This window comes from Candidatus Profftella armatura (Diaphorina cf. continua) (assembly GCF_016593155.1).
Taxonomy (GTDB): Bacteria; Pseudomonadota; Gammaproteobacteria; order Burkholderiales; family Burkholderiaceae; genus Profftella; species Profftella armatura_A.
The window spans coordinates 47,671-63,278 of the sequence record NZ_AP023215.1 but is presented as its reverse complement, the minus strand read 5'-3'; the positions used below and the strand labels follow the sequence as shown (position 1 = coordinate 63,278).

The window sequence follows — 15,608 nt, the reverse complement described above, 5'->3', positions numbered from 1 at the left end:
AAAATAATTTAATTTTTGAAAAATAAATTCTAATTAATTTTTAATTTTTATTTTTTTTAAATTCAAATGAAATTTTTCCATTTTTATCTTTAACAAGAAAGGCCTTAAATGAACGTTTAGTACGTTGAGATATAAAGCCTGTCAATAAATCAGTTTTATTTTTATTAAGTAATTTAATTATTTGCTCAGGAAGGATTTCTTTTTCTAGAATAATGCGATTACTATGGAAATTACATTTTTTTAATTTTTTAAAAAAATTTTCGCACGAATAAATTAATCCCATTTCATATACATTTCCGTTGCATATTGGACACTTTCCTAATATATTTTTTTTATTTAAATCAAATAAATAATTATTTTTTATATTGTTATTTTTTCCAAAATCAAATTCTAATTTATAATTTTTTATTTCAGCGTTATATACAATTTTAATCATCGCAGAAAATGTTCTACCATTTTTTGAACAAAACCCATTTAACGGCCCGATAATATGATTAGTTAATAATTTTTCAATTTCAAAAATTTCAAATTGACGATTTGCTAAAATTTTATTTATTGAAAAAATACAAAAAATACATGAAAAACTATGATAATTTTCTTTAATAATTCCTTTACAATTAGGGCATATTGAATTTAATGTTATATAATTTCCTGGAATTGTATTACAATTATACTCTTTAGCTCTTTTAACAATAATTCTAGTCATATTTTTAATTTCACACATAAATTCTTCTCGGCTAATATCTCCTTTTTCTATTTGCTTTAATTTATATTCCCATTCACCCGTTAATGCTGGATTAGTTAATTCATTAATTCCAAGCCCCCGCAATAAAATCATTAACTGAAAAGCCTTGGCTGTTGGTATTATTTTTTGAAACTCTCTTAATAAATACTTTTCACTAATTAAACCTTCAATAATAGAAGCACGAGTAGAAGGAGTACCTAATCCTTTTTCTGTTATTGCTTCACGAAATTCTTCTAAATTAATTAATTTTCCAGCTCCTTCCATTGCTGATAATAAGGTAGCTTCTGTATAACGAGCGGGAGGGGTTGTAGTTAATGTATTTATTGTCATTGAATTAACTTGTACTTTTTTTAGTTTAATTATATTAAGTAATTCATTATTTTTTTTTATATTTTTATTATTTATTTTATTATCATAAACTATTAGCCATCCAGAATTAATCATTATTTTTTCTTTGCTTTTAAAATAATTTTCTTTAACTTTAGTAATATAAGTAATTATCTGAAATTCAGCAACCGGAAAAAATATTGCTATAAAACGACGCATAATTAAATCATAAATTTTATTTTCTAAATCTGAAATTTTTTTAGGTAATGGTATTGTAGTAGGAATAATTGCAAAATGATCACTAACTTTAGAATTATTAAAAATACGTTTATTTTTTATAAAATACCATTTTTTATTCAAAATTTCTTTTGTAAATTTTTGATAATTTTTATTATCACATAGTGAAAATAAAATTTTTTCAATATAATCGACATAATCTCTTGGTAAATAACATGAATCAGTTCTTGGATATGTTATAACTTTATATTTTTCATAAAGTTTTTGTGCTAAATTTAAAGTATTTTTAGCTGACAAACCAAATCGACAATTAGCTTCACGCTGTAAACTAGTTAAATTAAATAAAAGAGGTGCTTTTAATTTAGTTAATTTAAGTTTTCCAGTAACAATTCCTTTTTTTTTAATACAATTAGATATAATTGATTCTGCTGTTAATTTATTCCATAATCGTTCAGGTTTTTTTTCTAGATCTAGAGTATTTTTTTTGTATTTATAGTCTATCCATTTTCCTTTATAAATAATCTTCATATTATTTTCTGGATGAAAACTAATGAAAGTAGCATTTATTTCCCAAAAATTTCGAGGTATAAATTTTTTTATTTTTTCTTCTCTAGTAACTACAATTGATAAAGTAGGTGTTTGCACTCTTCCTACGGTTGTTAAATAAAATCCACCATTTTTTGAATTAAAAGCAGTCATAGCACGCGTTCCATTAATACCTATTAACCAATCAGCCTCACTGCGACTTCGAGCGGCATCTGCTAATAAAAGCATATCACTATCTCTTTTAAGATTAGCAAAACTATCTCGAATTGCGCTTGATGTCATGGATTGTAACCATAATCGTTTTATAGGTTGTGTGGCATGTGTATAACTTATAATCATACGAAAAATTAATTCTCCTTCTCGTCCAGCATCACAAGCATTAATTAACTCAACAATATCTTTACGTTTAATTAAAAAATTTAATAATTTTAATCTAGATTTAGTTTTAGTAATTGGATTTAAAATAAAATTTGGTGGAATTATTGGTAAATTTTTAAAGGTCCACTTATTATATTTTGTATGATATTTCTTGGGAACGGAAATTTTCAATAAATGACCAATTGCCGATGAAAGTACATAACAATCAGATTCAAAATATTCATCATATTTAGTAAATCCACCTAATGTTTTAGCAATATCACATGCAACAGAAGGTTTTTCTGCAATAATAAGAATTTTATTCATAAATATATATTTTTAAAAAATATTTTAATCTTATTATTTTTATTAATTTATTTAATATAATTTTGCAATTTATTTTTAACTTTAAAAATTATTATAATAAGTTTATAAAATTTCTAATAATTTAACCTCAATAGTTAAATTGATTTCATCTATATGTAATAAATTCAACTTCACTTGTGTACCTTGTATTAATTTTTGTCCAGGTAAACGAATAATTAAAGGTAAATTTAATAATTGAAAAATTTCATTTTTAATTACCGTTGCGTAAATTAATTTAATTTTATTTTGCAATAACCAACGTAAACACCAATAACGTTCCATTTTTTTTTGAAAATAAGAATAATTAGAATTTAATTTATCAAATGATAATATTATATCAAATAAATCTGTATCACCGGGTTGAAAGGGCGCCTTTATAGATGAAATGTTTTGATATTTTATACATGCTAATATTTGCCATTGATTAACTAAATCTACATATCTTCTTAATGGTGAAGTGCTCCAAGTATATTGATTAACACCTAATTCTTGATGAGGAGCGGGATGCGTTATCATACGCACTTGTGTTTTTGATGTATACTCGCATCCTCCTTGTGCACGATAAATGCCAGGAATATTGTGATTAGAAATTAATTTACCCCAATTGCTATTAGCAAAAATCATTAATTCTGATATAATTTTGTTAATTGATGTATCTCTTTTATAAGAAGTAATAGTTACTATATTATTTTTAACAGAAAAATTAAAATCAATTTTATCATTTTTTTTTGATTTTAAACCAAAAGATTTTCGTTTAATCATACGTTTTTTTTCAAGAGATTTTGCCCATTTCCATAATATAGCAATATCGTTTTTATGTGGATACTCACCTTCACCAGAATTTAATATTTCTTCTGTAATTAATGAGTTTAAATAATTATTTCTTAAATTAGATACAATAGAAATCATTTCTACTCGAGTTTTTGTGGAAACTAATGACCAATCTATTGGATTTAATATTGAATAAAGAGATAACGCGGCACGAGTTTTCCCTTCATTTAAACTAAATTTATCAATTATATTACTAGGTAACATAGTTATTTTATTTCCAGGAGTATATATGCTTGACATACGCTCTCGTATAAAATTATCAATTAAATCATTACGTTTTATACATAAACCTGGGGCAGAAATATGTATGCCTATTTGAATTTTTCCGCATGAAAGTTTAACAACTGATAATGCATCATCAATTTCAGTAGTTGAAGCGTCATCAATAGAAAATGCGCGTATATTATTAGCTACAGGTAATTTTGGTAAATTAGGTATAATTAAATTTGGAAATTTAATACCTTTTGGAAAAAAATGAAATAAAAATTTTTTATAATGTAATTGTTCAATTGATTTAATTCTACCGCAATCAATTATTAAACGTTCCGGAGATACTTTTAATGCCTTACTAGCAATATTTAATGCTTTATATTCTATGCTATTTTTATCTGGTTTAAATAATAATTGTAGAGCCAAATTTTGTATTTTATCTGGTATTTCTTTGTTCTTTAATTTACTAATATATTCATTTTGTAATTTTATTTGTGATTTTTTTTTTTCTAAATTAATTTTAGTTGTTTTTAATAATTTTCCAGGTACTGCTTTATAACGTCCTTTTCCTTTTTTATAAAAATAAATAGGAGAATTATGTAAGCAAAATAATAAACTAGCCGCTTCATATGATAATGGAGTATGCCCAAAGTATTCTATACCTAAATCAAAAAAATAAAATTCTTTTGTTCCAACAATTTCCCATAAAAAATTAAGATCAATTTCATTAGCTAATAATTTTGCTTGTTTAATTAATTGATCTGGATTTGGTGTGGAAAATCGTAGTAAAATATCACTATTTTTTACCTTAATATGTCGGCCAGAAATTATTTTAACTTGATAAAAATTACCATTCTGAGAAAAAATTGTGCCAACTTTAAAGGCGCTATATTTTTCAAAAAGTAAATTCATAATCTATTTCCATTAATTATTTAATAAATATAAATTTATAATTTTATTTATGACTCAATAGGAATTTAAATTCATATCTAAAAAATACCTTAAATGCATATAATAAAAAAAAATAATAATATATTTCAAAAATCTTTAAAATTAGAAGATAAAATTTAAAGAAAAATTATAAAAAATAAATTAATATTTAATTTTTATTTTAAAATATATTTTTTTTATTTCAAAATTTATAAAATTATTTAGGACTTGAAATGGATTTAAAAAAATTAAAATCTCTTATTGATCTTGTGGCAAAATCTAATATTAAAGAATTAGAGGTAACAGAAGAAAAAAATTATATTCGTATTATTAAAGAATCTATACAATTACATGATAAAATATTAATGTTGAAATCAAAAAATTTATCGGATCAAAAGTGTAATTCTATAACCTCAGAAAAAAAAAATATATCAGTATTAAGTAGTGATAAATTAACAATAAATGATTCCAAAAAATATATAATTAAATCACCTATGGTTGGAACTTTTTATCATTCATCAGCTCCTAATTCTTCTCCATTTGTTGAAATTGGATCTGAAGTTAAAATTGGAACAACATTATGTATTATTGAGGCAATGAAATTATTAAATGAAATTAATTCAGAAAAGCAAGGAATTATTAAAAAAATTCTTGTTGAAAATGAACAACCAGTTGAATTCGGGCAACCATTATTTATTTTAAAATTAATTTAATATAAAAACATTTAATCAAAATTTATAACAAATTTACATAGATATAAATACTTAATACTAATATAAATACTTATGTTTAAAAAAATACTTATTGCTAATCGCGGAGAAATTGCCTTAAGAATTCAGCGTACATGTCAAGAAATGGGAATTAAAACAGTTATAGTACATTCAGAAATAGATCGCAATACTAAATGCGTTAAATTAGCTGATGAATCAGTATGTATAGGTTTAGATAAACCCATATTTAGTTATATGAATATACCAGCAATTATTAGTGCAGCAGAAATTACTAATGCAGAAGCTATTCATCCTGGATATGGTTTTTTATCTGAAAATTCTAATTTCGCGGAATGTACTGAAAAATCTGGTTTTATTTTTATTGGACCACATTCTAGCTCTATACGTATGATGAGTAATAAATTATCAGCTAAACAAATTATGACTGAAATGAATATACCTTGTGTTCCAGGATTTAATAAAAAATTATCCAAAAATCCACAAGAAATTATAAATATTGCGCGTACTATTGGTTATCCTATCATTATTAAATCCAGTGGAGGGGCAGGAGGAAGGGGGATGCGTGTTATATACAATGAAAATGATATAGTGAATGCAGTTAATATTACTAAATCAGAAGCTGAATCTACATTTGGTAACTCTGAAGTATACATAGAAAAATACTTAGAAAATCCGCGACATATAGAGATACAAATTTTATGTGATAAATATAAAAATGCAATTTGGCTTGGTGAACGAGATTGCTCAATGCAAAGACGACATCAAAAATTAATTGAAGAAGCTCCGGCAACTGGAATTTCAAGAAAAATTATTGAAAAAATTGCTGAACTTTGTATTAATGCTTGTAAAAAAATAAATTATTATAGTGCAGGAACATTTGAATTTTTATATGAAAATGGAAGCTTTTATTTTATAGAAATGAATACTCGTATACAAGTTGAGCATCCAGTAACAGAGTTTATTACTGGGGTTGATATTATTAAAGAACAGATTCGTATTGCCGCAGGTAAAAGATTAGAATATAATCAAAAAGATATCATATTAAAAGGACATGCAATTGAATGTCGAATTAATGCTGAAGATCCATTTCGTTTTATGCCATCATCTGGATGTATTCAAAATTGGCATTCACCTGGAGGAGCGGGTATTCGTATTGATTCTCATATTTATTCTGGTTATTATGTGCCATCTGTTTATGATTCAATGATTGGAAAAATAATTACTTATGGCTTAACTCGTGAACAGGCAATCTGTCGAATGAAAATAGCTTTATCAGAAATAATCATCGAAGGAATAAATACTAATATTCCTTTACATAAAAAATTAATGATAGATGATAATTTTATAAGAGGTGAAATAAGTATTAATTATTTAAAAAAGATATTATTTAAAAATTAAAAATCATTTTTAAGTATTATTGTTTCTAAAAGAACTTTTGACTTAGAATAAAAATGTATATAAAATAATTTTTTTTTATATAAAATTATAATATATTTTTAAAAAAATTTTACAAACTATTAAGGTTTTCTTTTATGTATGCGGTAATAAAAACCGGGGGTAAACAATATAAAGTTACCAATAATGAAAAACTTAAAATAGAAAAAATATCTGTAAATGTTGGGGAAAAAATAATTTTAAATAAAATACTTGCTATATATACAGATAAAAATATCATTTTAGGTAAACCATTAGTTTCTGATGCTACAATTTCAGCTATCGTATTAGCACAAAGTCGTTTTAAGAAAATTAAAATTTTTAAAATGAAAAGACGTAAACATTATCGAAAAAATCAAGGTCATCGACAAAATTATACAGAAATAAAAATTATTTCTATAGATTATGATAAAAAAATAAATTAAAAAGGAATATTAAGGAGTTTTTTTTATGGCACATAAAAAAGGAGGGGGAACGACTCGGAATGGAAGAGATTCGAAATCTAAGCGATTAGGTATTAAAATTTATGGAAATCAAATAATTAATGCCGGGAATATTATTCTTCGTCAACGAGGAACAAAAGTACATGCAGGAAAAAATGTTGGAATTGGAAAAGATCATACTTTATTCTCCTTAGTTAAGGGTAAAGTATTTTTTTTAAAACATGGTAAGAAAAAACAACAATTAGTTACGGTAGTAAAAATTTAATTTGTTTTTAATTTTATTTAAATTTTAATTTAAAATTAAATTTTTTAGTAAATTTTACAATTTTATTTTATGAAATTTATAGATGAAGCTAAAATTCAAGTAATCGCGGGAGACGGAGGAGATGGTATTATTAGTTTTTGTCGAGAAAAATATCGTCCATTTGGCGGCCCTAGCGGGGGAGATGGGGGAAAAGGAGGTTCAATTTGGGCAATAGCTGATCGTAATGTTAATACATTAATTGAATATTCTTTTTCTAAGCAACAAAAAGCAAAAAATGGGGGAAATGGAAGAAGCGATGCTTGTCATGGAAAAAATGCAAAAGATATATTTCTTCGTATGCCAATTGGTACTTTAATTATTGATTATAAAACTGAAAAAAATATTGCTGAACTCGTTAAAGATAAGCAAGTAGTATTACTGGCAAATGGAGGTAAAGGGGGTAGAGGAAATATTCACTTTAAATCTTCGATTAATAGAGTGCCATATAAAAAAAGTAATGGAATTAAAGGTGAATATAAAGAATTAAAATTAGAGCTCAAAATTTTAGCGGATGTTGGTTTATTAGGTCGACCAAATTCTGGTAAATCAACATTTATTTCTGCTGTTTCAAACGCGCGTCCTAAAATTAGTGATTATCCATTTACAACATTATATCCAAATCTTGGTGTAGTAAATATTAATTATGATAATAATTTTACTATCGCAGATATACCTGGGTTAATTAAAGGATCTTCATATGGAGCTGGTCTTGGTATCCAATTTTTACGTCATTTACAGCGTACAAAATTACTTTTACATATTATTGATGTGTCGTTATTTAAAAATATAATTAATTTAATTCAAGAAATTAATGACATAACACAAGAATTAAGAAATTATAATATTTCACTTTTTGAAAAACCTCGTTGGATTATTTTAAATAAAATTGATATTCTTTCTGAAAAAGAAAAAATAAAATATATGGAAAATTTTGTTGATTATTTTAAATCAAAAAATAAAATATTTAAAATTTCTGCATTGACACATGTTGGTTGTTCTGAGTTAATTTTTAAAATTTATCATTATTTATCTAAACTTACTTAATATAAAAAATAAGTTATATAACAAAATTATATTTTTAAAATAATATGCGTGCTTCTATTTTTTTTATTTCCACACTCAAGGAAACTTTCTCCGAAAATAGTGATGTAATTAGTTATAAACTAATGATACGTTCTGGAATGATTAAGCAAATTAGCTCCGGAATTTATGCTTATATGCCTATTGGTTTACGAGTTATTCATAAAATTCAAGAAATTATTAGAAAGGAGATGAATAATTCTGGTGCTATTGAGTTATTAATGCCAATTATGCAGCCAATTGAATTATGGAAAAAAAGTGGTCGTTATAAAAAAATAAATTTAGATTTTATAAAAGTAAAAGATAGATATAATCGTAATTTTATTATTCAACCTACTTCTGAAGAAGTAATAACAAACATTATTTGCAATGAAATACATAGTTATAAACAATTACCAATTAATTTTTATCATATTCAAACTAAATTTCGTGATGAAATTCGTCCTCGATTTGGCTTAATTCGTAGCAGAGAATTTATAATGAAAGATGCGTATTCATTTGATTGTGATTTAGAAAGCATGAAATTTTCATATCAAAAAATGTATAACACTTATATACGCATTTTTAAAAAATTTGATTTAAAATTTTGTATAGTAGAAGCTAATAACGGAGAAATTGGCGGGTCTATTTCGCATGAATTTCATGTTATATCAAAAACAGGAGAAGATATAATTGCATATTGCCCAGATTCAAATTATGCCGCTAATATTGAAACAGCAAAAAGCATGTATAATTTAAATATAAATAATAAACCTACTAAAAAATTAAAATTAATTACCATACCATCAAATAAATTTACTTTTAAGCAAATAATAAATTTTTTAAAATTTCCATTATCAATGATAGTTCGATCAATTGTATTAATAATAAACCTTAATTTATATACTCGAAAAATTTGTATATTATTATTACGAAGTGATCATCAATTAAATGATATAAAAATAAGAAAAATAGATGGATTACAAAATTATCGCTTTGCTTCTGAATCTGAAATTATTAATATATTTGGTGTATCTTCAAATTACTTAGGTCCATTTCATATTAAACCAGAAATACGTATTATTGCTGATTATAGTGTAATTATTATGAATGATTTTGCGTGCGGAACAAATAAAATTAATTTTTATTATACTGGTGTTAATTGGGATCGTGATTTACCAAAGCCAGAGATAGAAGATATTCGTAATGTTGTAGAAGGAGACTTATCTCCAGATGGTAAAGGCTTGTTAAAAATTCAACGTGGAATTGAAATAGGTCATATTTTTCAATTAGGTACAATATATTCAGATAAAATGAAGGCTTCTTATTTAGATAAAAAAGGAAAATTGAAATCAATTCAAATGTGCTGTTATGGTATAGGTATAACACGTATTATGAGTGCAGTTATTGAACAAAATTTTGATAATAATGGAATAATTTGGCCACAATTAATAGCACCTTTTGAAATAGTATTATGTCCTATTGGTTATCATTATAATGAAATTATAAAGAAAAAAATAAATTCTTTATATAATAAATTAATAGAAGCAAATATTGATGTTATACTAGATGATAGAAAAGAAAGAATAGGAAAAATATTTACTGACTGGGAATTAATTGGTATTCCACATAGAATTATAATAAGCGATAATACTATAAAAAATGGAAAAGTTGAATACCAAGAAAGAAGAAATAAAAAAACAATATTTGTGCCAATAACTGATATATTAAAATTTATATTCTCTAAACTTAAAAGATAAAAGTTTTATAAAATTTAAATTTTAACTGATATAATTTTTTATATTACGAATAATTTTCATAATACTATTTCCTTTAATTTTTTTTATTATATTTTGCATTTGTTTAAACTGTATTAACATTTGATTAATTTCTTGTACATTAACACCAGATCCAGCGGCTATACGTTTTTTCCTTTTTGATTTTATAGAGAATGGTTTTTTACGCTCATATAAAGTCATTGAATTAATAATTCCCTCTATTCTTCTTATTTTTTTTTCGGTTTCATTTACATTGGATTTATTTGTTTTTTGTTGAATATAATATGGTAGTTTTTCTATTAACATATTTAATCCACCCATTTTTTTCATTTGTATTAATTGTGTTTTAAAATCATTAAGATCAAATTTTTCTTTATTCTTGATTTTATTTTCTATTTTTTTTGCAGAAATTTTATTAATATTTTCTTTAGCGCTATTAATTAATGATAAAATATCACCCATACCTAAAATACGATTGGTCATACGAATAGGATCAAATTTTTCTAATCCATAAATTTTTTCAGATGTTCCAATAAATTTAATAGGTTTTTTAATAATATATTGAATAGATAAGGCAGCTCCCCCGCGAGCATCCCCATCTAATTTAGTGAGAATAATACCAGTAAGAGTTAGCATATTATTAAAAATTTTTGCATGATTTAGAGCATCTTGTCCCAACATACAATCTACTATTAATAAAGTTTCAACTGGTTTTGCTATTTTATAGATTAAATTTATTTCATTTATCATTATTTTATTAATACCTATTTGACCTGGAGTATCAATAATTAAAACATCATAATTATGAATTTTAGCATGCTTTAAAGCGGAATTTACAATATTAATCGGATTATTAGTTATATTAGGAAAAAAATCAGAACCAGATTCTAATGTTACTATTTTTAACTGATTAATTGCGGCTGGGCGATAAATATCCGTCGAAACAGTTAATATTTTTTTTTTATTTTTTTGTAAATATTTTGATAATTTACCAATACTTGTAGTTTTACCACTACCTTGTAAACCCACTATTAATATTACAGAAGGAGGTTGTGTTAAAAGATTTAATTGAAAATGTTTTTTATCTAGATGAGCCCCCATTATATGAGATAATTCAGATTGAATTAAACTAACTAAAGATTGTCCAGGGGTTAAAGAATATAAAATTTCTTTTCCCATAGATTTGTTTTTAATATTAGAAATAAATTTTTTTATAATTGGTAGGGATACATCAGCCTCTAATAATGAAATACGAATTTCACGAAACATATTTTCAGTATTATCTTTAGTTAATCGCACTTCCCCGCTCATTTTTTTAATAATATTAGATAAACGTTTAGTAAGATTTTTAAACATAATTAACAACTTATATAAAAGTAATATAAAATATATTTTATATAAAATTTTTAAAAATTAATAGTACTAATTTAATTTTTAAAAAAATAAAATTTTTGGTTTTTAATAAAAAAATTATAATTTTATTAATTACTAGTATCTATGCTATATTAAAAAATTTATATTTTTTTATTTAGATTTTTATTTATTCAATTAAAATATATAAATAAAACTAATTTAAACATTTTTTAACTAATTTTAACAAAAAACTAAATGATTACTAATTTAAATAAGGAGGTAAGTAAACAAGGTATTATTTTTAGTAACAAAAATACAATAGAAAAAGAAATTTATATAATAAAGAATAATAAATCTTGTTTGCTTGATATGAAATTACTCCGTAATTTTATATGTTCAGTTTGTGTAGGATTAGAAAAAGAAGTTAATATAAATTTAATTTTATCAGAAACAAAAAAAAATTTATATAATGGAATTTCTATAGAAGAATTACATAAGTCATCAATTTTAGCAACACGTACATTAATGGAAAAAGATCCAGTTTATAGTCAAGTAACGGCTCGCTTGTTAATGTATTGTATTAGAAAAGAAGTTTTTGGAAGAGAAATAAAACAAATTGATTTATCCATAAAATATAAAAAATATTTTTTAAGATTTATCAATAAAGGAATTAATAATAAATTACTTAATCCAAAATTAGCGGAATTTAACTTACCATTACTTTCTAATGCATTATTACCGGAAAGGGATTTACAATTTAATTATCTTGGTTTAAAAATTTTATATGATAGATATTTTTTGCATATTGAAGATGTACGCATTGAAATGCCACAATTTTTTTTCATGCGTATAGCTATGGGACTATCACTTAATGAAGATAATCGCGAAGAATATGCAATAAAATTTTATAATTTACTTTCTTCATTTAGTTTTATGTGCTCAACACCAACTTTATTTAATTCCGGGACAATACGCTCACAATTATCTTCATGTTATTTGAGTACTGTTCCTGATAATTTATATGGAATTTTTGAGTCTATAAAAGAAAATGCTTTATTATCAAAATACGCGGGAGGATTAGGAAATGATTGGACACAAGTACGTTCTTTAGGTTCCCTTATTAAGGGAACAAATGGGCGCTCACAAGGAGTAATACCTTTCTTAAAGGTAGTAAATGATGTTGCTGTAGCAGTAAATCAAGGAGGAAAGCGTAAAGGGGCTATATGCGCTTATTTAGAGGTCTGGCATATGGATATTGAAGAATTTATTGAGTTACGAAAAAATACAGGAGATGATCGAAGAAGAACTCATGATATGAATATAGCTATTTGGGTTCCAGATTTATTTATGAAACGTGTAATAAAAGAAGGTACATGGACTTTATTTTCCCCGTATGATGTACCTGACTTACATAATAAATTTGGTAAAGAATTTGAGGAATCTTATCTTTTATATGAGAATAAAATAAAACTTGGTAAAATAAAATTATTTAAAGAAATTTCAGCTTTATATTTATGGCGTAAAATACTATCTATGTTATTTGAAACAGGTCATCCATGGATTACTTTTAAAGATTCTTGTAATATCCGTTCTCCCCAACAACATGTTGGAATAATTCATAGCTCTAATTTATGCACTGAAATTACATTAAATACTAGCAGTAATGAAATAGGAGTTTGTAATTTAGGTTCAATAAATCTTCCATTACATATGAAAAATGGTAAATTAAATCCTATTAAATTAAAAAAAACTATTCGTATAGCAATGCGAATGTTAGATAATGTAATTGATATTAATTATTATGCGGTTAAAAAAGCAAAATATTCAAATTTACGTCATCGTCCTGTTGGGTTAGGTATTATGGGTTTTCAAGATTGTTTACATATAATGAAAATTCCATATGCATCAAAAGAAGCTATTAAATTTGCTGATCGTTCAATGGAAATGATTTGTTATTATGCTTATTATGCTTCCACTAAATTATCAGAAGAAAAAGGTCGTTATAGTTCATATTATGGATCTTTATGGGATCAAGGTATTCTTCCTCAAGATTCATTAAAATTATTAGAAAAAGAGCGTGGATCAAACTATTTAAAAATAAATATGTCAGAAAGTCTTAATTGGAAAAAACTACGAAATCGTATTAAAAAATTTGGTATGCGTAATTCAAATTGCGTTGCAATTGCCCCTACAGCAACAATATCCAATATTATTGGGGTATCAGCATCTATTGAGCCTACCTATAGAAATTTACATGTTAAATCAAATTTATCTGGAGAATTTACGGAAATTAATAGATATTTAGTAAAAGAATTAAAAGAAAAAGGTCTTTGGGATGAATCTATGATTTTAAATCTTAAATATTTTGACGGTAATTTATCTGAAATTAGTCGTATTCCCGATGATTTACGAAAAATTTACGCAACAGCATTTGAAATTTCCCCAAATTGGTTAATAGAAGCTGGTTCAGTGCGACAAAAATGGATAGATCAATCGCAGTCATTAAATATTTATATATCTAATAAATCTGGTAAAAAATTAGATGAAACTTATAAATTAGCTTGGTTACGTGGGTTAAAAACAACTTATTATCTTCGTTCAATAAGCGCAACTTATTCAAAAAAATCAACTTTTGAAATGAGTATATCAGATTCTATAAATCTTGATAAAACATTTATAAAAGAATATAATAAAGATTTACAAGAAGTAAAAAATAATAAAAACTGTTTAATAAATTCAGAAGAAATAGATGATATTAATGAATGTGAATCATGTCAATAAAATATAAAATTTAATTTCATTTTTAATAAAATATTATTAAAATAATATAATAAATAACATAATAACAAATGTATTTTTATAAAATAAAATAAAATGTCAATACAATTTAATAATAAAAAAAAATCATTAAAAATTAATTCTTTTGAAAGAATTAATAAAATTAATAAACAAATAATTAATGGGCATACTGATGTTAATCAACTTGTTCCCTTTAAATATAATTGGGCGTGGGATAGATATTTATCTAGCTGCGCAAATCATTGGATGCCACAAGAAATTAATATGCAACGTGATATTGAATTATGGAAAAACCCAATCGGATTAACACAAGAAGAACGTCGTTTAGTTAAACGAAATCTTGGTTTTTTTTCTACAGCTGATTCGTTAGCTGCTAATAATATTGTATTAGGTACATATCGTCACATTACAGCGCCAGAATGTAGGCAGTATCTATTACGTCAAGCATTTGAAGAGGCAATACATACACACGCATATCAATATATTGTTGAATCACTAGGATTAGATGAATTAGAAATTTTTAACGCATATCATGAAATTAAATCTATTCGAGATAAAGATGAATTTTTAATTCCATTTATTAATGTATTAACTAATTTAGAGTTTAAAACTGGAAATACAAAAAATGATCAAAAACTATTAAAATCTCTTATTGTTTTTGCATGTATCATGGAAGGACTTTTTTTTTATGTGGGTTTTGCGCAAATTTTAGCATTGGGTCGCCAAAATAAAATGATTGGTTCATCAGAATTATATCAGTATATTTTACGTGATGAATCAATGCATTGTAATTTTGGTATTGATTTAATTAATACTATTAAAATTGAGAATCCAAATTTATGGACTACAGAATTTTGTAAAGAAATAGAACAATTATTTTTAAAAGCAATAGAATTAGAATATTATTATGCTGAAGATACTATGCCAAAGGGTATATTAGGATTAAATGCAAAAACATTTAAAAGTTATTTACGTTTTATTGCAAATTGTCGCATGAAACAAATTGGAATAAAACAACTTTTTCCATATGAAAGAAATCCTTTTCCTTGGATGAGTGAAATGATTAATCTAAAGAAAGAATCTAATTTTTTTGAGACGAGAGTGATGGAATACCAATCGGGTGGAACCCTGGATTGGGAATGAGGTTTGGAGTAAATT

10 protein-coding genes and 1 pseudogene are annotated in these 15,608 nt (G+C 24.6%); 8 read left to right on the top strand and 3 right to left on the bottom strand.

The annotated features are described in order from the left end of the window. Positions 1-40: 40 nt before the first annotated feature. Together JIC14_RS00370 and JIC14_RS00365 are read right to left on the bottom strand one after the other, a co-directional pair. The gene (locus tag JIC14_RS00370) at positions 41-2,539 is read right to left on the bottom strand and encodes a DNA topoisomerase III (protein ID WP_201329830.1); all 2,499 of its coding nucleotides are present in this window, start codon (positions 2,537-2,539) and stop codon (positions 41-43) included. 102 nt (positions 2,540-2,641) lie between these two features. Next, complete coding sequence (locus JIC14_RS00365; RefSeq protein ID WP_201329829.1) at positions 2,642-4,531, bottom strand: ribonuclease catalytic domain-containing protein; 1,890 nt, start codon at positions 4,529-4,531, stop codon at positions 2,642-2,644. A gap of 251 nt (positions 4,532-4,782) precedes the next feature. On the opposite strand from JIC14_RS00365, the gene accB reads away from it, so the two are divergent. The 6 genes and pseudogenes from accB (at position 4,783) to JIC14_RS00335 (ending at position 10,280) form a co-directional block, all read left to right on the top strand. After that, positions 4,783-5,262 (top strand): acetyl-CoA carboxylase biotin carboxyl carrier protein, encoded by a 480-nt coding sequence (gene accB, locus JIC14_RS00360; protein ID WP_201329828.1) that lies wholly within the window; start codon positions 4,783-4,785, stop codon positions 5,260-5,262. A gap of 72 nt (positions 5,263-5,334) precedes the next feature. Beyond that, positions 5,335-6,678, top strand: coding sequence for an acetyl-CoA carboxylase biotin carboxylase subunit (accC, locus tag JIC14_RS00355; protein WP_201329827.1), 1,344 nt, complete (start codon positions 5,335-5,337; stop codon positions 6,676-6,678). 134 nt (positions 6,679-6,812) lie between these two features. Next, a complete protein-coding gene (gene rplU, locus JIC14_RS00350; protein ID WP_201329826.1) occupies positions 6,813-7,139 on the top strand; it encodes a 50S ribosomal protein L21 in 327 nt (108 codons plus the stop codon). A 25-nt stretch (positions 7,140-7,164) separates the two neighbouring features. Beyond that, positions 7,165-7,422, top strand: coding sequence for a 50S ribosomal protein L27 (gene rpmA, locus JIC14_RS00345; protein WP_201329825.1), 258 nt, complete (start codon positions 7,165-7,167; stop codon positions 7,420-7,422). A gap of 69 nt (positions 7,423-7,491) precedes the next feature. After that, positions 7,492-8,493 (top strand): annotated as a pseudogene (gene obgE, locus JIC14_RS00340) (GTPase ObgE); the annotation flags it as partial. A 56-nt stretch (positions 8,494-8,549) separates the two neighbouring features. Next, positions 8,550-10,280 (top strand): proline--tRNA ligase, encoded by a 1,731-nt coding sequence (locus JIC14_RS00335; RefSeq protein ID WP_201329823.1) that lies wholly within the window; start codon positions 8,550-8,552, stop codon positions 10,278-10,280. Between the two features lie 21 nt (positions 10,281-10,301). Here JIC14_RS00335 and ffh read toward each other — a convergent pair whose 3' ends face one another. Continuing rightward, entirely contained in the window at positions 10,302-11,654 is a 1,353-nt protein-coding gene (ffh, locus tag JIC14_RS00330; RefSeq protein WP_201329822.1) for a signal recognition particle protein, read from the bottom strand. A gap of 252 nt (positions 11,655-11,906) precedes the next feature. Between ffh and JIC14_RS00325 the strand changes: the two genes are divergently transcribed. Both JIC14_RS00325 and JIC14_RS00320 read left to right on the top strand, forming a co-directional pair. Further along, positions 11,907-14,432 carry a ribonucleoside-diphosphate reductase subunit alpha gene (locus JIC14_RS00325; RefSeq protein WP_201329821.1) on the top strand — a complete coding sequence of 842 codons (2,526 nt, stop codon included), beginning with the start codon at positions 11,907-11,909 and terminating at the stop codon, positions 14,430-14,432. A 93-nt stretch (positions 14,433-14,525) separates the two neighbouring features. Then, complete coding sequence (locus JIC14_RS00320) at positions 14,526-15,593, top strand: ribonucleotide-diphosphate reductase subunit beta (RefSeq protein ID WP_201329820.1); 1,068 nt, start codon at positions 14,526-14,528, stop codon at positions 15,591-15,593. The last annotated feature ends 15 nt before the right edge of the window (positions 15,594-15,608 follow it).